Source organism: Mesorhizobium delmotii (genome assembly GCF_900149755.1).
In the GTDB taxonomy this organism is placed as follows: Bacteria; Pseudomonadota; Alphaproteobacteria; order Rhizobiales; family Rhizobiaceae; genus Mesorhizobium; species Mesorhizobium delmotii.
Genome location: NZ_FUIG01000013.1, coordinates 624,918 through 644,848 on the forward strand (window position 1 = coordinate 624,918; position 19,931 = coordinate 644,848).

Sequence of the window (19,931 nt, forward strand, 5' to 3'; positions counted from 1 at the left end):
TTCCTCGCTATCGCGGCAACATCGCGGGACAGCGCCGACCTCAGCAGACCCTCGCAGCGCAATTCCGATCAAGCACCGCCTGTCCTCGAATGCTGAATTCGGCTTGAAGACGCGCCATAGCCCGCCATTTGGTGAGGCTGGCGCCGCTAGCAAGCCGGAGCATTGGTCATGGACGTCTTTTCCTCCACCAGAGAATTGGCCGCCGCGATTCGCGACCGCAAGATTTCCGCCGTGGAAGCGCTGGACGCGCATTTGGCTGAGATCGACAGGCAAAATGAGGCGGTCAACGCGGTCGTCACGCTCGACAGGGAAGGGGCTCGCGCTCGAGCGAAGAAAGCCGACGAAGCCCAGGCGCGCGGCGACGCTCTCGGGCCGCTGCACGGTGTGCCGTTCACGCTGAAGGACACGCACGAAACACTTGCGATGAAGACCACGGTCGGCTTCCCGCCCTTTGCCGACTATGTCGCACGGCAGGACAGCCCGGTCGTTCTCAGGTTGAAGGTGGCCGGCGGAGTGCTGGTCGGCAAGACAAATGTCGCAACGATGCTGGGCGACTGGCAATCGAACAATCCGCTGTTCGGCCGCACCAATAATCCATGGGATCTCTCGCGCACCGCCGGCGGTTCCAGCGGGGGAGCGGCGGCAGCACTTTGCGCGGGCATGACACCATTCGAGGTCGGCACCGACATGCAGGATTCGATCCGCCTGCCTGCCTCCTTCTGCGGCGTCTACGGCCTCAAGCCGACCGAGCATCGCGTCTCCCTGGCCGGCGCCTTTCCCGATCCCGCCGGTGCGCCGCGCAGCGTGCGGCTGATGTCCTGTATCGGTCCGCTGGCCCGCAACGTCGACGATCTGGCGCTGATCCTGGGGATCATAGCAGGGCCGGATGGCAGCGACACCGATCTTGCGCCGGTGCCTGTCGAGGGCACGCCGGAGGTTGATCCCAAGGCCCTGCGCATCGCTTTCGCGCCGGCCTTTCCGGGTTTTCCGGTAGCCGGTGAGATCAGGGCCGCGGTCGAAAGTCTGGCCGAGCAACTCAAATCTGCGGGCGCGGCCGTCGAGGAAGCAAGACTGCCGACGCTCGACCTGCATGACGATCTGACGCAAGGCAGCGCGCTGATCGGCATGATGCTGGAGGCTGTGCAGCCGGAGCCGTCAGAAGAACCGACACCGGTCTCGCGCTGGTTCGAGGCGCTCACCCGCCGCGACCAGTCAATCCTTGCCTGGGACCGGTTTTTCGAAGGTTGCGATGTCTTGCTTTGCCCCGTCGCCATGACCACGGCCTTTCCGCATTGCAAGCCGGGAACACCAATCAAGGTCGATGACAGGGAGCAGAGCTACTGGCTGCTGCCGGCCTATGGCGCGGTGTTCAACTATAGCGGCCACCCGGCACTGTCGCTGCCCTGCGGGCAGGACCGCGACGGCCTGCCCATCGGCCTGCAGCTGGTCGGCCGTCGCTGGTCCGAATCGCGGCTGCTTGGCATCGCCAAGGCGATGGCGCCGCTGACCGGCGGCTTTCGCCGGCCGCCAGGCTATTGAGCGAAGCGGCCAAGCCCATAGGGCGCAAGCAGCGGGTCGCGCGCGTCGTCGAGGATTTCCCGGGCGGCGAACAGGCCGACCGCAGGCGCCAGCGTGATGCCGGAATGCATGACCGCGACATAGAGGCCGCCCACGCCTTGAGCCCGCCCGATGATCGGAAAGCCGTCGATCGGCGTCGGCCGGTAGCCGACGGTGTGGAAATCCAGTTCCAGCCCGTCGGCACCGCGCAGCATGGTTTTCATCGACGCAAACAGCTCGCGGGCGGTGGCTGCGGCATCCATGCCCGGATCGGCGCCGCCGAAATCCGAACCGGCGATGATGCGGCCCTCGGCAGTCTGGCGCATATGCTGCCGGTCGCCGATCACCAGGCCGTTGAGCAGCCTTTCGTAGGGGCCTGAGTGGACGATCAGGCCGGGCGGCGTCTCGATCGGCAGTTTTATCCCGGCCGTCGCAGCGATTGCCGGAGAGCCGGCGCCGGCCGCGATCACCACCTCGTCGGCGGCAATCCGTCCGCCTGACGTATCCACGCCGGTAATCCTGCCATTGGTCAGTATCAGCGCGGTGACTGTCGTACCGGTCATCACCCGCGCGCCAAGCCGCTCGGCGTCGGCCAGCAGCGTCTGCGTGGCCGCGACCGGCTCGGCCACGCCCTCCTCAGCGACGTGAAGGGCGAAATCGGGAAGCTCGGTCAAATTGGGCTCTATACGTGCGGCTCCCACGCGGTCGACGCGCTCGATGCCGTAGCCCCAGGCAGAATGCTCGACGGCATAGGCCTCCAACTCGGCCGGCGGCAGGTCCCAGCACAGGCCGCCGCACCATTCCAACGGAATGCCGGGCACGTCATGCGCAAGCCGCGTCCATTCGGCCATCGAACGGGTGCGCAGCCGGAAATACGCTTCTGGATTGCCCCAGCTGGCATTGATCCAGGCAAAGGAATTCGGCGTCGCGACGCCGCCGGCGGCGCTCTCGGCGATGACCGTCGCCCGCGCTCCGGCCCTCGCCAGATGCCAGGCGATGGAAGCACCGACGATACCGGCGCCGACGACGATGACTTGCTTGGCTGCGATCATCGATGGTCCTTTGTCGAATCGGGTCTTCTGATGTCGTTGCGGCAACCCTATCTCAAGACCGGGCAACTGCCCAAAACTGTTCGACAGGCTACAAAAGCGCTGCTAGAAGCCCGCTCACCACATGGGATTCCATAAATTGGCTGAAGACATCACGAACGCGGTGGCGCGCCGCCGCACTTTCGCGATCATCGCGCATCCGGACGCCGGCAAGACGACCCTGACCGAAAAGCTGCTGCTGTTCGGCGGCGCTATCCAGCTTGCCGGCGAGGTCAAGGCCAAGAAGGATCGCATCCAGACCCGGTCGGACTGGATGAAGATCGAGCGCGAGCGCGGCATCTCGGTCGTCACCTCGGTGATGACCTTCGAGTATGAGGACAATGTCTTCAATTTGCTCGACACGCCCGGCCACGAGGATTTCGCCGACGATACCTATCGCACGCTGTCGGCGGTCGACGCGGCGGTCATGGTCATCGACGCCGCCAAGGGCATCGAGCCGCGCACGCTAAAACTGTTCGAGGTCTGCCGGCTGCGCGATATCCCGATCATCACCTTCGTCAACAAGATGGACCGCGAAAGCCGCGACCCGTTCGAGATCCTCGATGAGATCGAGCAGAAGCTGGCGCTGGACACCGCGCCGATCACCTGGCCGATCGGCCGCGGCAAAACCTTTTCAGGCACCTACCACCTGGCGCTGAACGCCGTGCGAAAGGGCGACGCGGAGAAGGAACGCACGCCGGTCAACGGTCCGGATTCCAACCGCGTTGCCGGTCTGTTGCCGGAGAACGAGCGCGAAGCCTTCATCGAGGAACTCGAGCTGGCGCGCGAGGCCTGCCGGCCGCTCGACGTCGACTCGTTTCGCGAGGGCCATCTGACGCCGGTCTATTTCGGTTCGGCGCTGCGCAATTACGGCGTGCGCGATCTGATCGAGGCGCTTGGCGCCTACGGGCCGCCGCCGCGCGCGCAGGACGCCGACACCCGCAAGGTCGAGGCGACCGAGGACAAGATGACCTCCTTCGTCTTCAAGATCCAGGCCAACATGGATCCCAACCACCGCGACCGTATCGCCTTCGTCCGCGTCTGCTCGGGCAAGCTCGAGCGCGGCATGAAAGCCAAACTGGTGCGCACGGGAAAGCCGATGAGCCTGTCGGCGCCGCAATTCTTCTTCGCCCGCACCCGCGTCACCGCCGACGAGGCCTTTGCCGGCGACGTCGTCGGCATCCCCAACCACGGCACGCTGCGCATCGGCGACACGCTGACCGAGGGCGAGGAGATCCTGTTCCGCGGCGTACCGAATTTCGCGCCGGAAATCCTGCGCCGCGTCCGCCTCGGCGACGCGATGAAGGCCAAGAAGCTGAAGGAAGCGCTGCAACAGATGGCCGAGGAAGGGGTCGTGCAATTGTTTTCGCCGGAGGACGGTTCACCGGCCATCGTCGGCGTCGTCGGCGCGCTGCAGCTCGACGTGCTGAAGGAGCGGCTAAGCATCGAGTACACGCTGCCCGTCGATTTCGAGATGTCGCGCTTTTCGGTCTGTCGCTGGATATCGGCTGACGACAAGGCCGACATGCATCGCTTCATCGAGGCGCATCGCGGCGACATCGCCCGCGACCTCGACCACGATCCGGTGTTCCTGGCCCAGCACGCCTTCTCGCTCAACTACGAGGCCGAGCGCTGGAAGGCGATCCGGTTCGCGGCGGTCAAGGATTATCAGGTCCGCGACAAGGCGGCTTGAGCTGCGGCCCTCCCTTCTCCCACAAGGGGCCCACAAGGGGAGAAGAGAAGATCGGACGGCTCACTCACCCCCTGGCTGCCTCTTCGATCTTGGCGATGTCGATCTTGGTCATTTGCATCATCGCCTGCATGACACGGCCGGCCTTTTCCGTGTCGGGATCCTGCAGCAGCCTCGGCAATTGCTCCGGCACGACCTGCCAGGAGACGCCGAATTTGTCTTTCAGCCAGCTGCACTGGCTGGGCTCGCCACCGCCCTCGATGAGCCTGTCCCAGAAATAGTCGACCTCCTCCTGCGTCTTGCAGTCGATGGAGAGCGAGATTGCCTCGGTGAACTTGAATTGCGGCCCGCCGTTGAGCGCCTGGAACTGCACGCCGTCGAGCTCGAAATAGGTCACCAGCACCTTGCCCTCATTATCGCCGCTGCCCTTGGGCCAGCGCATCACGCTCAGCACCTTCGAGTTCTTGAAGATGGAGATGTAGTGGTTCATGGCCTCCTCGGCCTGGTCGTCGAACCACAGGCAGGGGGTGATCTTTTGCATTTGCTTGCTCCTCGGGCTGTTTTCGGTTGCTATCACGGTGAAACGGCTGGCTCCGAGAATGCTGCCATCCTCTTGCCGTTTGCCAAAGGACGGCTGCTCGGCGCGCAATCCGACAGTGGCATCGAAATTTTCGAAAGAATCTGGCGCGGCGCAAAATTGTGGCCAGACCAGGCGTCGGCGTCTATAACGCCTGCGGTCGAATTCAGCGCCGCCGCGCTCCCATCGAGCGCCGCCGGCCAGTCAAGGAAAATTCATGCCTGCCTATCGTTCCCGCACCACCACCCATGGCCGCAACATGGCCGGCGCCCGCGGCCTGTGGCGCGCCACCGGCATGAAGGATTCGGACTTCGGCAAGCCGATCGTCGCTGTCGTCAATTCCTTCACCCAGTTCGTTCCGGGCCACGTCCATCTCAAGGATCTCGGCCAGCTGGTCGCCCGCGAGATCGAGAACGCCGGCGGCGTGGCCAAGGAGTTCAACACCATCGCTGTCGACGACGGCATCGCCATGGGTCATGACGGCATGCTCTATTCGCTGCCGTCGCGCGAACTGATCGCCGACTCGGTCGAGTATATGGTCAACGCCCACTGCGCCGACGCCATGGTCTGCATCTCCAATTGCGACAAGATCACGCCGGGCATGCTGATGGCGTCGCTGCGCCTCAACATCCCGACAGTCTTCGTCTCCGGCGGGCCGATGGAAGCCGGCAAGGTGGTGCTCGCCGGCAAGACGCAGGCGCTCGATCTCGTCGACGCCATGGTCGCTGCCGCCGACGACAAGATTTCCGACGAGGACGTCAAGACCATCGAGCGCTCGGCTTGCCCGACCTGCGGTTCCTGCTCGGGCATGTTCACCGCCAATTCGATGAACTGCCTGACCGAGGCACTCGGCCTTTCGCTGCCCGGCAACGGCTCGACGCTGGCGACGCACGCCGACCGCAAGCGGCTGTTCGTCGAGGCCGGCCATCTGATCGTCGATCTCGCCCAGCGCTACTACGAGCAGGACGACGACACGGCGCTGCCGCGCAGCATCGCCTCGAAGGGCGCCTTCGAGAATGCGATGACGCTCGACATCGCCATGGGTGGCTCGACCAACACCGTGCTCCACATCCTGGCTGCCGCGCATGAGGGCGAGGTCGATTTCACCATGGAGGACATCGACCGGCTGTCGCGGCGGGTTCCGGTGCTGTGCAAGGTTGCGCCGGCCAAGGCGGATGTGCACATGGAGGACGTCCACCGCGCCGGCGGCATCATGGCGATCCTCGGCCAGCTCGATAGCGCCGGGCTGATTAACCGCGACCTGCCGACCGTACATGCGCAAACGCTCGGCGAAGCGCTCGACCATTGGGATATATCGCGCACGTCAAGCCAGAACGTTCGCGATTTCTTCCTCGCCGCACCAGGCGGCGTGCCGACGCAAGTCGCCTTCAGCCAGGACCGGCGCTGGGACGATCTCGATCTCGATCGGGAGCAGGGTGTCATCCGCTCGGCCGAGCACCCGTTTTCCAGGGACGGCGGCCTTGCCGTGCTTAGGGGCAATCTGGCACTCGACGGCTGCATCGTAAAAACCGCGGGCGTCGATGAATCGATCTTGAAATTCACCGGCCCGGCCAGGGTGTTCGAAAGCCAGGACGCCAGCGTCAAGGCGATCCTGTCCAATGAGATCAAGGCCGGCGATGTCGTCGTCATCCGCTACGAAGGGCCGCGCGGCGGCCCCGGCATGCAGGAAATGCTCTATCCGACCAGCTACCTCAAGTCGAAGGGCCTCGGCAAAGCCTGCGCGCTGGTCACCGACGGCCGCTTTTCCGGCGGCACCTCCGGCCTGTCGATCGGCCATGCCTCTCCCGAGGCGGCGGAAGGCGGGCTGATCGGGTTGGTGCATGAAGGCGATACGATCGAGATCGATATCCCGAACCGCACCATCCGGCTTGCCGTCGACGATGCCGAACTGGCCGCCCGCCGCGCCGCGATGGAGGCAAAGGGAGCTGCCGCCTGGAAGCCAGAGGAAAAGCGCAAGCGCAAGGTGACGATGGCCTTGCGCGCCTACGCCTCGATGGCGACCAGTGCTGCAAAGGGTGCGGTAAGGTATGTGCCGGAATAGGTTCGCTTCTTCAAAGGGATGACGGTAGATGGATTTCGACCTTATCGTCCGCGGCGGCATACTGCCCGACGGCACGATCGCCGATATCGGCATCATCGGCGAGACGATCGCAGCCATCGAGCCGCAGCTGAACGTTAGCGCGGGCACGGCGATCGACGCCCATGGCAATCTGATCTCGCCGCCTTTCGTCGATCCGCATTTTCACATGGACGCCACGCTCTCCTTGGGCATCCCGCGCATCAACGCGTCGGGCACGCTGCTGGAAGGCATTTCGCTGTGGGGCGAGCTGAAGCCGCTGTTGACGCACGAAGCGGTGCGCGAGCGCGCGCTCGCCTATTGCGACTGGGCGGTGTCCATGGGCCTGCTCGCCATCCGCACCCATGTCGATGTCTGCGATACCAGGTTGCTGGCGGTCGAAGCCCTGCTCGATGTGAAGAAGACGGTCGCGCCCTATATCGACCTGCAACTGGTCGCCTTCCCGCAGGATGGGTTTTATCGCTCGCCGACGGCGCGCGATAACACCATCCGGGCGCTCGACATGGGTGTAGACATCGTCGGCGGCATTCCGCATTTCGAGCGCACCATGGCCGACGGCACGCGTTCGGTGACGGAACTGTGCGAAATCGCGGCAGAACGCGGCCTCATGGTCGACCTGCATTGCGACGAGACCGATGACCCGCTGTCGCGCCATATCGAACAACTAGCCTATGAGACGCAACGCCTCGGCTTGCAGGGCAGGGTCGCCGGCTCGCATCTCACTTCGATGCACTCGATGGACAATTACTATGTCTCGAAGCTGTTGCCGCTGATCGCCGAGGCAGGCGTCTCGGCGATTCCCAATCCGCTGATCAACATCATGCTGCAGGGCCGCCACGACACATACCTCAAACGCCGCGGCCTGACGCGGGTCAAGGAAATGCTTGCCCACGGCATCCGCGTCGGCTGGGGTCAGGATTGCGTGCTCGACCCCTGGTATTCGCTGGGCACCGCCGACATGCTCGACGTCGCCTTCATGGGCCTTCACGTCGCGCAGATGTCGAGCCCGGCCGACATGGCGCGCTGCTTCGACATGGTCACCAACGTCAACGCTGCCATCATGGGCCTCGACCATCTCGGCCTGGCGGTCGGCAAGCGCGCCAGTCTCGTCGTCCTCGATGCCGGCGATCCGGTCGAGGCCTTGCGTCTGCGTCCCGAGCGCCTCTGCGTCATCGCCAGGGGCAAGGTGGTGGCCGAGCGGGCCAGGCAGGAAACGCGGCTTTCGATCGCTGGGCGGCCGGGAACAGTGAACCGCAGACATCGCCTGCCACTTCATGACCAATAATTGGCAAGCACAATAGGACGTTGGACCTGCATCAGGCCGCGCGTCGATCAGATTGATAGGTCCTGACCGCAAGTCTACAATCAACCTCTAGTTTTATGTCGAGGAGGCCACCATGTGGTACAAGACGGCGACGGTGGTCGCGTTGGCGGCGACCTGTGCAGGCTGCATGACGGCCGAAGACCGTCGTGCCGCGGACGAGGCGAAATGCCGGTCCTACGGCTTCGTCAGAAAAAATGATGCCTTCGCCGAATGTCTGCAGCGCATCGACCTGGCGCGCCGCGCTGAGCTGAGAAGTGCGTCGGTTTTCGATCCCTGGGACCGGCCGGTGATCTATCGTCCGGTCATCATTCGGCCACGGCCAAAGTAAGCCGTTCCGATCTTCCGTACAGGCCCAGCCGATTTCCGGCCCCTGGTCTGGCCGGCTTCCCGTTTTCCGCTCGTCAAAGCGGCTGCTTGCGTCTACGACGCTGCTTACCGAGTTTGCATGCGGGAGGAAGCGACATCGGCATGGCACAGCCACCAGCCCAGAATTCGACGATCAGGAACGTGCTTTTGGCCGGCATTCTGCTGATGCTGGCCGGCGATTTCCTGTTTGCGTTGAACGATGCGATGGGCAAATGGCTGGTCACCAGCTTTTCCGTCGGCCAGGTCGTGCTGATCCGTTCCATGGGCGCCTTTTTCGTGCTCGGCCCGATGGTCGCGCGTCAAGGTGCGGCCAAACTGTTCCGCATGGAGCGCCTGGAACTGCAGGTCTTGCGCGTCGTCATGACCACCCTCGACACGGCGCTGTTCTATGCCGCCGTCGTCTACCTGCCGCTCGCCGACGTCATGAGCTTCTACATGGCCGGACCGATCTACGTGGCGGCGCTGTCCCACCTGTTGCTCGGCGAAAAGGTCGGCTGGCGTCGCTGGATGGCGATCCTGGTCGGCTTTTGCGGCGTGCTGATCATGCTCAAACCGTCCTCGGCCGCGTTTTCGCTGTCATCGACCTTCGCGCTGGCCGGCAGCATTTCATTCGCCTTCGCCATTATCCTCAACCGGCGGTTGCGTGGCACCAGCGACACCTCGTTGGTCACCTGGCAAACCATCGGCACATTGCTGGTCGGCGGGTTTCTCACCATCGGCAACTGGCAGACGCCGTCCTCGCTCGATTTCGGCGCCATGCTGCTTCTTGGCATCGTCTCCTGCGGCGCGCATCTGATGATCACCAGGGCGCTCAAGCTGGCGCCCGCCTCGACGCTGGCGCCGCTGCATTACAGCCTGCTGCTGTGGGCCGTCATCTTCGGGCTGGCCTTCTTCGGCGACATGCCCGGCCCGCGCATCCTGATCGGCTCGGGCATCATCGTGCTGGCCGGCCTGTTCATCTTCCATCGCCAGAAAGTGGTTGACACGGTGCCGCCCGAAAACGTGCCGAAAGGCGTCAACTAGAGTCCAGATTTCTGGTACCTTTAAAGTTCAGATTTTTGTGCTAACCTGCGCGCACCGCCGCCAGATGCCTTGTGAAGTCGGCCGTCTCCACTAGCGTCCTGCAGCGTGAAAAGCGACCGTCGGCATAGGCGCGGAAATCGTCGACCGGATTGCTGTTGGCAAGCTGGATCAGCCCCCACAGCGTCCACAAGAGATCGCACATCGCCTTGTAGATGACGATGCGGCCGCGCGCCGCCGGTGTCGGCTCGCCACCGAAATAAGCGCCCATCATCTCTTCCTCCTGCGCCGTATCAAACTGTCCTTCGACGCTGAGGTCGCCGAGATCCCAGAGCGGATCGTTCATGCCGGAATATTCCCAGTCGACGATCCACATCCTGTCGCCCGTATCGAGGAAGTTTTCGCACAGCGGATCGCAGTGGCAGGCGACGAGAGGCAGGGGATGCGCGGCAAGCGCCGAGCGCACGGTTTCCGCCTCGCGTACGACGTCGTGGTAGCCGGCGGGCAGGGCGACGTCCTTGGTCGACAACACCTTCAGATAATCGTCGATCATCGCAAAAAGCTCGAAGCGGAAGGGAAACACCGCGCCGGATGTATGCAGCCTGCGGAAGGCCTTGCCGGCGCGCGCCGGACTACCCGGCCGGGTCTTGAACTTTTCCGGCGACATCGTCTCGGCGCCGACGACGAAACGCGTCACCATCACGCCTGTCTCGCCGTCGACATGCAGCAGCTCGGGGCTGACGCCGGCCTTGGCGGCTTCCCGCGCCGCCACCGCCTCGTTGGCGCGATTGATATACTCCTCGGTGCCTTTGCCGGGAATCCGCAGGCAGACATCTCCAGCCCTGAAGACGAGGTTGGTGAGGCCGCCAAGCCGCTCCAAGGGTCCCTCGTAACCGGCCAGCCCCGGAATGGCTGCAAGCGCCGCACGTGCTTCCTCGTCCACCATCGCTTCCGCCCTCTTTGCGTCTTTATTTGTGGCCACGACGGTTCCACAAATTTCGCCGTTTGGCTATCATCGGCGGCATGCGATTCACTCCAGCGCCGCACGGTCCTGTCGGACGCGGAAGGACGCTGCTGCACTTTGATTTTGCGGACGGGACTGCGATGGCGGACAGGAAAAATGAAGGCGCGCTCGCCGCGGCCTATGCAGCGAAGCGGCCTGAAGAAGTGGCGGCGCTCTACGACCGCTGGTCCGACACCTACGACGCCGACATGTCGGCGGCCGGTTATCGCCATCCGACCATCTGCCTCGCCCTGCTTGCCCGCCACTTGCCGCTCGGCGCGGCACCGCTCCTCGATGCCGGTGCCGGCACCGGGCTCATCGGCGAGTGGCTGAAGATCGCGGGCTATCCGCAGGTCGAGGCACTCGACATCTCGGCGGGCATGCTGGCCAAAGCGGAGCGTAAGGGTGTCTATTCGGCGCTTCACTGCCTGGCGCTCGGCGGCCCGCTGCCTTTCGCCGATAATGCCTATGCCGGGATCATATCGGCCGGCGTCTTCACCTCGGGCCATGTCGGTGCCGAGGGGCTCGACGAACTGATCCGCATTTGCCGGCCGGGCGGGATAATCGTGCTGACGGTCAAGAACACGCTGTGGGACGCCGGTTTTGCCGCGCGGATCGCCGACCTCGAGGCGAAGGGCGTCGTCACACGTGCCGAGGAGACGTCGCCCTATGTCTCCATGCCGGGCGAGGCGGACACCGTGCCCAGCCGCGGCCTCGTTCTGCGCGTGAACTGATCATTCTTCCATTCCCCTCGTTAAGGTTCCCGTGCGCTCGATGTCACCAAAAGTGATACTGCTGGCGAAGCCAATTTGGCCGCGGCTAGACAATTGACAGCCCGAGTTTACAAGCAACATGTTGCCCCGAACTGGGCTTATTTCCGACTTCGCCAGCAGTATCAAAAGTGCCCAAGAGCCGACCTCCTTTACGCCTCCGGGGAAGTCAGGCGGCTTGCAGCCGTCGGTGAAGGTGCGTCAACGCCGCCGTCTGTCCGACATTTCATTGGATTATCCTCCTCAGCACTGCCTTCACAGGGCCGGGCAGGAACCTGCTCAATCGCGACCGCAGACCTCTCGACCTTCTGCGCGACACTCCGGGAATGCACGGGAGCTGCTCGATATACTCTGGCCTTTCGGGGCGATCGATCTCGGGCGATGCGTCCGTAATGGGCGAGGAGAGCAGTGGCTGACTCCGCCCTTTGATAGCAACCAGGGTGATGCGATCCCTCCAGACGACATGCCTGTCCCCTTCTGCAGCCAGCGGCCAGTTGGGATTATGATACTCGTAGGGGTTCAAGCACTCGTAGACGGACGTGAAGCCCACGTGTCGGAGTAGGTTGCAGAGCGATGCACGCGTGAAGAGGAAGGCCTTCGGGTTGTCGAGCGAGTTCCAGAGCTCTGCCAGCTTCTCCTCGGAGGTCGCATCAGTATCGTGTTCCTTGCCATACCTGCCCCAGTAGGTCTTCCCCTTCCAAGTGTACGACGCTTCGTCGCTGAGGCTGATATGGGTATCGATTATTGATATCTTTCCGCAAACCTTCGAGATTCTCTCCACGAAGTCCATGACATCCGGAGCATCCAAGTGATAAAGGATCCCCAAACATAGAACAACATCGAAACGACCATGGCGCTCCTCGTCGAGGTTGCGCACGTCATTTAGGGCGAGTTCGAGGTTGTCCAGGGAGAGTACCTCCTTAGCGAAGTGCACCTTCTCAAGGTTCGCCTCCCGACCCTCGATGGCGAGCACGTCGGCCCCATGGAGCGCGAACTCGATCCCGTATTGCCCCTCGAGACACGCCAGGTCCAGAACGCGAAGCTTCTCCAACGGCTTCCCCGCAAGATCTGCAGCGATCTGCACGAAGCGCCTCAATCGGGCGTCCCAGTGCGGCTCATCGAACGTGTCAATTTGATCGGCCAGATGGATGGAACCTGCCGTCCAGGGGCCGAACCTTTCGATAATCTTCTGCTTTTTCTCCTTGATTTCGTTTATTTGCATATTGTGCCCTCGTCATAGAAAAACAGTCTCGAACGTGTAGACTCCAGGGGAAACGCTAGACAAGTTTCAGGAAAAGTGAATAGGATGTTATCCTCAGTAACCCTAGAGCGGTTCTCGATCTGACGTACGGACTCAAGCTCAGTGCTTATAGGCGCCGGCTTTTCCGCACGGATCGCCACTTCGAGGCGAAGCGCGTCGTCACGCGTGCCGAGGAGACGTCGCCCTATGTCTCCATGCCGGGCGAGGCGGACACCGTGCCGAGCCGCGGCCTCGTTCTGCGCGTGAGCTGATCTAGGCTCTGATTCTTGCTCCCGCCGGGTCGTAAAGCGGCTCGAGATGGATTTTTGCCGGCGTCCGCTCCATCGCCACCACCAGCTCGTAGTCGCCGCAGGCAAGGAAATCGTCGCTGACGCCGTCGGCGTTGCGCACATAGCCGTAGCCGATGTTCTTGCCGACCGTGTAGCCATAGCCGCCGCTGGTCAGGTAGCCGACCGGCTCGCTGTTGCGCAGGATCGTTTCGCGCCCGAGCAGCACGATCTCGCAATCATCGACCGTGAAGCCGGCAAAGCGTTTTTTCAAGGCCGCGCCGCCGATCTCTTCCAGCGCCCGCCGCCCGAGAAAATCTGTATTCTTCCGAAGCTTCACCGCCCAGCCGAGGCCGGCCTCCTGCGGCGTGTCGTTGGGCGTGATGTCGGAGCCCCAAGCGCGGTAGCCTTTTTCCAGCCGCAGCGATTCCAGCGCCCGGTAGCCGACCGGGCGGATGCTGTGCTCCTCGCCCGCCGCCATCAGCGCGTCGAAGATTTCGCCCGCAGCCGCGATCGGCACATGCAGCTCCCAGCCGAGCTCGCCGACATAGGTGACGCGCAGCGCCCGAACTGTGTGGCCGGCGATGGAGATTTCCCGCACATGTCCGAACGGGAAAGCGGTGTTCGACACGTCCGCACCGGTCACCGCAGCCAGCACGTCGCGGGCGCGCGGCCCCATCAGCGACAGCGTGCCGAAATCCTCGGTGACATCGGTGAGCGTCACGTCGAGCTCCTTGCCGACATGGTCGCCGATCCACGAGAAGTCATGCGTCCTAAAACCGGTGCCGGTGACGACGTAGAATCGTTCTTCGCCGAGCCGAGCCACGGTCAGATCGGCCTCGATACCGCCGCGCGTGTTGAGAAGCTGCGTGTAGGTCAGCCGGCCGACCGGCTTGGCGACATCGTTGGCGCAGATCCAGTCAAGCGCCTTCAGCGCGTCGGCGCCGCTCAGTTCGAATTTGGCGAAGGACGACTGGTCGAAGATACCGACGTTCTCACGAACGTGCCGGTGCTCGTCGCCGACCGGAGCGAACCAGCTCTGCCGGCCCATCGAATAGATGTCCTTCGGCTCGACGCCTTCCGGCGCAAACCAGTTCGGCCGCTCCCAACCGAGTTTGGAGCCGAACACGGCGCGCTGCTTTTGCAGCCGTTCATAGAGCGGTGACACGATCCGTGGCCGGCCCGTGACATACTCCTCATTCGGGAAGCCGATCGTATAGTGCTTGCCATAGGCTTCCAGCGTGCGGTCGCGGACCCATGGCCGGTCGCGGTGCAGGTCGGAAAAGCGTCTGATATCGACCACCCACAGATCGAGTGGCGCCTCGCCGTCGACCGCCCACTGCGCCAGCACCCAGCCGGCACCGCCGCCCGCCGCGATGCCGAAGGCGTTGAAGCCGGCGCCGACGAACATGTTGGCGCATTCGGGTGCCACGCCGAGAATGAAATTGCCGTCCGGCGTGAAACTCTCCGGCCCGTTGATCATCTGCTTGACGCCGACGGTTTCGAGCGCCGGAACCCGCGCGATCGCCTGGTTCATATGCTGCTCGAAATGATCGTAATCGTCGTCGAACAGCCGGAACTCCCAGTCATCAGGGACATCACCGCCGGGAAGATCGGTCGTCCAGGCTTGCGGGTTCGGCTCATAGCCGCCCATCACCAGCCCGCCGACCTCCTCCTTGAAATAGATGCGCCGGTCGGGGTCGCGGATCGTCGGCGCATCGGTCCCCAACCCGTCTATTCTTTCGGTGATGATGTACTGGTGCTTGACCGGCTGCAGCGGCACATTGATGCCGGCTAGGGTGCCCACCTGGCGCGCCCATTGCCCGGCACAGTTCACCACCTTGTCGCAGGCGATATCGCCCTTGTTGGTCTTCACCGCGGTGATGCGGCCATCCTGCATGTCGAAGCCGGTGACGCGGATATCCTCGAACAGCCTGGCACCGTGCATGCGAGTGCCTTTGGCCAGCGACTGCGTGATGTCCGAAGGGCTTGCCTGGCCGTCGGTCGGCAGCCAACTGGCGCCAACGAGATCGCCGGTTTCCAGCAGCGGCCACATTGCCTTGACCTCGGCCGGTGACAGCAACTGCATATCCATGCCGAAGCTTTTCGCCGTCGTCGCCAGCCTCTTGTACTCGATCCAGCGGTCGGCATTGGTGGCGAGCCTGAGGCACCCGGTCATCTTCCAGCCGGTGGCCAGCCCGGTTTCGGCTTCCAGCCCCTTGTAGAGATCGACCGAATATTTGAGCACGCGGGTGATAGAGGCCGACGAGCGCAACTGCCCGACCAGCCCCGCCGCATGCCAGGTGGAGCCCGAAGTCAGCTTGCCCTGTTCCAAAAGTACGACATCGGCCTTGTGGTCACGCGCCAGATGATAGGCCGTTGAACAGCCGATGATGCCGCCGCCGATGACGACGATCTCGGCGTGGGCGGGCAATGTCATGATCTCTGTCCGTATTTCGTTCTGTAGTTTTCCAGCGCGGCATCGAGCCGCTTCAGGTTTTCGTCGGTATAGGCGACGTAGTCGATGCCGGGCGCGTCGAGATAAAGTTCGGAAACCATGCTCCACATCGCCTCGCGCAGCAGCGATGCGCATTGCATGGCCGCATGTGAGCGGCGGATCGCCTCATCCGGCTCCTTCATGAAATAGGCGGTCAGGAAGGCGAATGACTCCTCGTCGTTCATGCTGGCGTTCGAGGCGACACCGGCAAGGTCGAACATCGCCGTGTTGAAGCCGGCATACTCAAAATCGATCAGCCACAGCCTGTGGCCGTCGTCGAGGATATTAGCCGGCAAAAGGTCATTGTGACCGAAGACGATCGGCAGCAGTTTTTGCGCCCGTTCGAGTTCGTCCGCAAGCGTCAGCAGCCGCGGCAACTCGCTTCGCATGCGGCTGCCGGCTTCCTCCAGCGTGCGCGCATAGTCGCGGATGACATGGAACACCCAGAACATGAAGCCGGCGCCGGAGACATGATTCGGCATCTCGCGATGGAAGCCGCGCATCAGGGCGGCGACGCGGCCGATATTAGCGCGTACGTCTTCCGCGACATAGGTCTTGGCGCCGAGAAATTCCGTCACCAAAATGCCGGGCTCGGAATAATGGACCGCTGGCGCGAAGCCGGCGGCGTGCGCCGCGCGCGCGGTCATCACTTCGCGCTCGCGAAAGACGTGATGGAACGGAAAGTCCTGGCCAAAGCGCACGACATGCCGCCCGGCGGCGTCCTCGACCAGATAGTTGGCGTTGCTCAAGCCGCCCGGCAGCGGCGCGATCTCGATGCTGCCGGTCCAGCAGGGCAAGGCGCGGATGCGGTCCTCTGCGGTCACAGGTTCATCCCTCGTTGCGCGGGGGGTCAAGGTGCCGCGGGCGACACAATGATGGCGGCCGGCAGGAGGGAGCAATGCGAAGATCTCGTCGGTGCGGGATCCCGGGATCGGTATCCCGCACCGCACCGACGAGCCCCTGTGCCGGGTTCTTCGACTCCGGCATCCGCCCCCGCGGATTCGAAAAATTCCTTTTCCCTTGCGCCAGACGACTTTCCAGCCGTTCGGGCAGGCGAATTTTGGTGCGGCCCTGCCATCGTTCTCCCGTGGCAGTTCCGAGCCTGTCACCAAGCCAGTGTCACGCCATGTGATCCGGCTTGTCAACGAAAACTTGTGGCTTTTTGCCCGAAACCACAAGGAATTCTTGTAAGCTGTGGCCGATTTGCCTTAGAAGCGGTCAGCAGCGCAACAATCCGATTGGGCGAACCCGATGATCCATTCGAAGCGGCATGGCGAAATTCTGCGTCTCTTGCAGGAAGAGGGCACTGTCACCATCGCCAGTCTGGCCGACCGGCTGGGCGTCTCGCTGGAGACCGTGCGCCGCGACGTCAAGCCGCTGACCAGTGACGGTTCGATCCTGAAGATGCATGGCGCAGTCGGCCTGCCGTCGATGGCCGGCGAGGCGCCGTTCGAGCGGCGCATGCGCGAGAATGCCGATGCCAAGCGCGCCATCGCCCGCATGGTTGCCGCGACCATCCGCGACGGCGAATCGATCATGCTCGACACCGGCACCACCACCTCTTTCCTGGCCCGCGAGCTGCTCGGCCACCGGCGGTTGACGGTGGTTACCAATTCCTCCGACATCGCCCGCACGCTGGCCACCGTCAACGGCAACAAGGTCTACATGGCCGGTGGCGAATTGCGCAGCGATTCGGGCGCCGCCTTCGGCGTCTCGGCGATCGAATTCGTCAGCCGCTTTTCCGTTAGCCATGCGGTGATCTCCACCGGCGCGGTCGATGCCGTCACCGGCGTCATGGACTATGATCTGGAAGAGGCGGAATTCGCCCGCATGGTGCTGTCGCGCGGCCAGCGCTCGCTTGTCGTCACCGACCACACCAAGTTCGGCCGCCAAGGCCTGGTCCAGGTCTGCGGCTTCGACGGTTTTTCCGAACTTGCCACCGACCGTTCGCCGCCGCGCGCCATCGCCGCCGCCCTAGCCCAGGCGGGCGCACGGCTCAGCATTGTCGGCGACGAAAGCGGGATCTGATCTGACCAGAGCAGTAAAGCGGTGGGCGGCTTTTCTTCCTTACCGTCCCGGTGTTTAGTCCGGTCATGGCCTTCACAATCCGTCAATTGCAGTTCTTCATCGCCGTCGCCGAGCAAGGCACGGTGTCTGGCGCCGCCCAGAACCTGTCCATCTCGCAATCGTCGGTCACCGAGGCGATCAAGGAGCTCGAAGGCGATCTCGGCGTCGAACTGTTCGAGCGCCATCCGCGCGGCCTCAACATCACCCACAAGGGCCATCAGTTCCTGCGCCACGCGACAAAGATCCTTGCCGACGTTTCCGATGCGCGCCGCGCCTTCTTCGGCGAGCAAGCGGCGGCGGGCGGCCGGCTGCAGCTCGGTGTCACCTCGCTGGTCGCCGGCTATGTGCTGTCCGACCTTCTCGCCCGCTATCGTCGCGCCTATCCGGGCGTCGAGATCTCGGCCATCGAGGACAATGGCGATTACCTCGAACATCTCCTGATCGGCGGCAAGCTCGACATCGCCGTTATGGTCACCTCGAACCTGCGCGACCGCACCGCCTTGCAGTCCGAAATTCTCGAAGTCTCGGCCTACCGGCTATGGCTGCCGCTCGGCCACCCGCTGGCCGGCGCCGACATCATCGGCATTGGCGACATCGCCTCGGAGCCGCTGATCATGCTGACCGTCGACGAGATCGAAGAGAATACCGGAAAACTGCTGGCGGCGATCGGCGCCAAGCCGCATGTCGCCTTCCGCACCCGCTCTGTCGAAGCGGTGCGCAGCCTCGTCGCCACCGGCGCCGGTGTGGCGTTGCTGCCCGACCTCGTCTACCGGCCATGGTCGCTCGAAGGCGACCGCATCGAATCGCGCGATATTTCGGGCTCCTTGCCGGTGGTCCAGGTCGGCATGGTCTGGCGGCGCGGCTCCGGCCTGCCGCAGGCCGCACGCGACTTCATCGGGCTTGCCCAGTCCCAGCGCATGGTCCGTCAGCGGCCGGAGAAGATTGGACGTTAATCTATCGGAAAAACCGATATCGCCTTTCTGATAAATGAATTTGCGAAACCGGAAATTTCACAGCACCTTCATGATCGGGACCAAGCCGCCACGACAGTGCGGCGCCCTTAGAGTCGCGCATGTTCCTTCCGAAAACCGGAACCGGTTTTCGGGGTCATCCGCCAAAATGGGAGATCGACGATGAATTCAATCCTGAAGTCATGCACTGCATTGACGGTCGCGCTGACCTTCTCCGGCCAGGCGATCGCTCAGGTGACGGAACTCGGCAAGGGCGAAGGCCAGGTCAACATCGTCGCCTGGCCCGGCTACATCGAGCGCGGCGAAACCGACAAGGGCTACGACTGGGTCACGTCCTTCGAGAAGGACACAGGCTGCAAGGTCAACATCAAAACCGCCAACACATCCGACGAGATGGTCGCGCTGATGAACGAGGGCGGCTTCGACCTCGTTACCGCCTCGGGCGACGCTTCGCTGCGCCTCGTCGCCGGCAAGCGGGTCCAGCCGATCAACACCGGTCTCATCCCGAGCTGGAACACGGTCGACGACCGGCTGAAGGATGCGCCGTGGTTCACTGTTGGCGGCGTCCACTACGGCGTCCCCTACCAGTGGGGACCGAATGTGCTGATGTACAACACCGAGGTGTTCAAGGAAGCGCCGAAGAGCTGGAACGTGGTCTTCGAGGAGATGACCTTGCCCGACGGCAAGTCGAATAAAGGCCGCGTCCAAGCTTATGACGGGCCGATCCACATCGCCGATGCGGCCAACTATCTGATGTTTCACAAGCCGGAGCTTGGTATCAAGGATCCCTACGAGCTGACCGAGGATCAGTACAAGGCCGCTCTCGATCTCTTGCGCGTCCAGCGCACGCTGGTCGGACGCTACTGGCATGACGCCGCCATCCAGGTCGACGATTTCCAGAACGAAGGCGTCATTGCTTCCGGTTCATGGCCCTACCAGGTCAACACGCTGGCTGCCGCCAAGAAGCCGGTCGCTTCGACCGTTCCCCAGGAAGGCGTCACCGGCTGGGCCGACACCACCATGCTGGCGGCCGAGGCGGCCAACCCGAACTGCGCCTATATGTGGCTGGAGCATTCGCTGTCGCCGAAAGTGCAGGGCGATGTCTCCGCCTGGTTCGGCTCGCTGCCGGTGGTGCCGGCTGCCTGCAAGGGCAACGAACTGCTCGGTGACGAAGGCTGCAAGACCAACGGCTACGACAATTTCGAAAAGATCAAGTTCTGGAAGACGCCGGTGTCGAAGTGCGCCACCCAGAACGATCAGTGCGTGCCTTACTATCGCTGGGTGTCGGACTATATCGGCGTCATTGGCGGACGGTGAGTTCCCTTACCCTCCCCCTTGTGGGGAGGGTCGACGCGCAGCGTCGGGGTGGGGGTCCG

16 protein-coding genes and 1 pseudogene are annotated in these 19,931 nt (G+C 63.3%); 11 read left to right on the forward strand and 6 right to left on the reverse strand.

Annotated elements, in window-relative coordinates; genetic code table 11:
* Positions 1-168: 168 nt before the first annotated feature.
* Positions 169-1,539: an amidase gene (locus BQ8482_RS04500; protein WP_123146430.1), complete on the forward strand. Its 1,371-nt coding sequence runs from the start codon at positions 169-171 to the stop codon at positions 1,537-1,539.
* Here the strand turns inward: BQ8482_RS04500 and BQ8482_RS04505 are convergent.
* The gene (locus BQ8482_RS04505) at positions 1,533-2,609 is read right to left on the reverse strand and encodes an NAD(P)/FAD-dependent oxidoreductase (RefSeq protein WP_123146431.1); all 1,077 of its coding nucleotides are present in this window, start codon (positions 2,607-2,609) and stop codon (positions 1,533-1,535) included. The genes BQ8482_RS04500 and BQ8482_RS04505 overlap by 7 nt on opposite strands.
* 121 nt (positions 2,610-2,730) lie before the next feature.
* Between BQ8482_RS04505 and BQ8482_RS04510 the strand changes: the two genes are divergently transcribed.
* Positions 2,731-4,338 carry a peptide chain release factor 3 gene (locus BQ8482_RS04510; RefSeq protein ID WP_123146432.1) on the forward strand — a complete coding sequence of 536 codons (1,608 nt, stop codon included), beginning with the start codon at positions 2,731-2,733 and terminating at the stop codon, positions 4,336-4,338.
* Between the two features lie 64 nt (positions 4,339-4,402).
* Here the strand turns inward: BQ8482_RS04510 and BQ8482_RS04515 are convergent, their stop codons facing one another.
* Positions 4,403-4,876 (reverse strand): VOC family protein, encoded by a 474-nt coding sequence (locus BQ8482_RS04515; RefSeq protein WP_123147376.1) that lies wholly within the window; start codon positions 4,874-4,876, stop codon positions 4,403-4,405.
* A gap of 253 nt (positions 4,877-5,129) precedes the next feature.
* Between BQ8482_RS04515 and ilvD the strand changes: the two genes are divergently transcribed.
* The 4 genes from ilvD (at position 5,130) to BQ8482_RS04535 (ending at position 9,723) form a co-directional block, all read left to right on the forward strand.
* On the forward strand, positions 5,130-6,974 hold the full coding sequence (ilvD, locus tag BQ8482_RS04520; RefSeq protein ID WP_123146433.1) for a dihydroxy-acid dehydratase: 1,845 nt from the start codon (positions 5,130-5,132) through the stop codon (positions 6,972-6,974).
* 28 nt (positions 6,975-7,002) lie between these two features.
* Complete coding sequence (locus BQ8482_RS04525; protein WP_123146434.1) at positions 7,003-8,295, forward strand: amidohydrolase family protein; 1,293 nt, start codon at positions 7,003-7,005, stop codon at positions 8,293-8,295.
* 112 nt (positions 8,296-8,407) lie between these two features.
* Entirely contained in the window at positions 8,408-8,662 is a 255-nt protein-coding gene (locus tag BQ8482_RS04530; RefSeq protein ID WP_123146435.1) for a hypothetical protein, read from the forward strand.
* A gap of 140 nt (positions 8,663-8,802) precedes the next feature.
* On the forward strand, positions 8,803-9,723 hold the full coding sequence (locus tag BQ8482_RS04535) for a DMT family transporter (protein ID WP_123146436.1): 921 nt from the start codon (positions 8,803-8,805) through the stop codon (positions 9,721-9,723).
* Positions 9,724-9,763: 40 nt separating this feature from the next.
* Here the strand turns inward: BQ8482_RS04535 and BQ8482_RS04540 are convergent, their stop codons facing one another.
* The gene (locus BQ8482_RS04540) at positions 9,764-10,666 is read right to left on the reverse strand and encodes a phosphotransferase family protein (protein ID WP_123147378.1); all 903 of its coding nucleotides are present in this window, start codon (positions 10,664-10,666) and stop codon (positions 9,764-9,766) included.
* 158 nt (positions 10,667-10,824) lie between these two features.
* Between BQ8482_RS04540 and BQ8482_RS04545 the strand changes: the two genes are divergently transcribed.
* Positions 10,825-11,457, forward strand: coding sequence for a class I SAM-dependent DNA methyltransferase (locus BQ8482_RS04545; protein ID WP_123147377.1), 633 nt, complete (start codon positions 10,825-10,827; stop codon positions 11,455-11,457).
* Between the two features lie 262 nt (positions 11,458-11,719).
* On the opposite strand, the gene BQ8482_RS04550 is transcribed toward BQ8482_RS04545, so the two are convergent.
* Entirely contained in the window at positions 11,720-12,715 is a 996-nt protein-coding gene (locus tag BQ8482_RS04550) for a class I SAM-dependent methyltransferase (RefSeq protein ID WP_123146437.1), read from the reverse strand.
* 156 nt (positions 12,716-12,871) lie between these two features.
* Between BQ8482_RS04550 and BQ8482_RS40260 the strand changes: the two are divergent.
* A pseudogene (locus BQ8482_RS40260) lies at positions 12,872-13,005 on the forward strand (class I SAM-dependent DNA methyltransferase); the annotation flags it as partial.
* 1 nt (position 13,006) lies between these two features.
* On the opposite strand, the gene BQ8482_RS04560 reads toward BQ8482_RS40260, so the two are convergent.
* Positions 13,007-15,460, reverse strand: coding sequence for a GcvT family protein (locus BQ8482_RS04560; RefSeq protein WP_123146438.1), 2,454 nt, complete (start codon positions 15,458-15,460; stop codon positions 13,007-13,009).
* Positions 15,457-16,341, reverse strand: coding sequence for a phosphotransferase family protein (locus tag BQ8482_RS04565; protein WP_123146439.1), 885 nt, complete (start codon positions 16,339-16,341; stop codon positions 15,457-15,459). Before BQ8482_RS04565 ends, BQ8482_RS04560 begins: the two co-directional genes overlap by 4 nt.
* A 427-nt stretch (positions 16,342-16,768) precedes the next feature.
* On the opposite strand from BQ8482_RS04565, the gene BQ8482_RS04570 reads away from it, so the two are divergent.
* From BQ8482_RS04570 to BQ8482_RS04580, 3 genes are all read left to right on the forward strand, one after another.
* Positions 16,769-17,545 (forward strand): DeoR/GlpR family DNA-binding transcription regulator, encoded by a 777-nt coding sequence (locus tag BQ8482_RS04570; RefSeq protein WP_123146440.1) that lies wholly within the window; start codon positions 16,769-16,771, stop codon positions 17,543-17,545.
* Positions 17,546-17,610: 65 nt separating this feature from the next.
* The gene (locus BQ8482_RS04575) at positions 17,611-18,537 is read left to right on the forward strand and encodes a LysR family transcriptional regulator (protein WP_123146441.1); all 927 of its coding nucleotides are present in this window, start codon (positions 17,611-17,613) and stop codon (positions 18,535-18,537) included.
* A gap of 180 nt (positions 18,538-18,717) precedes the next feature.
* On the forward strand, positions 18,718-19,872 hold the full coding sequence (locus BQ8482_RS04580; RefSeq protein WP_123146442.1) for an ABC transporter substrate-binding protein: 1,155 nt from the start codon (positions 18,718-18,720) through the stop codon (positions 19,870-19,872).
* Positions 19,873-19,931 lie beyond the last annotated feature (59 nt).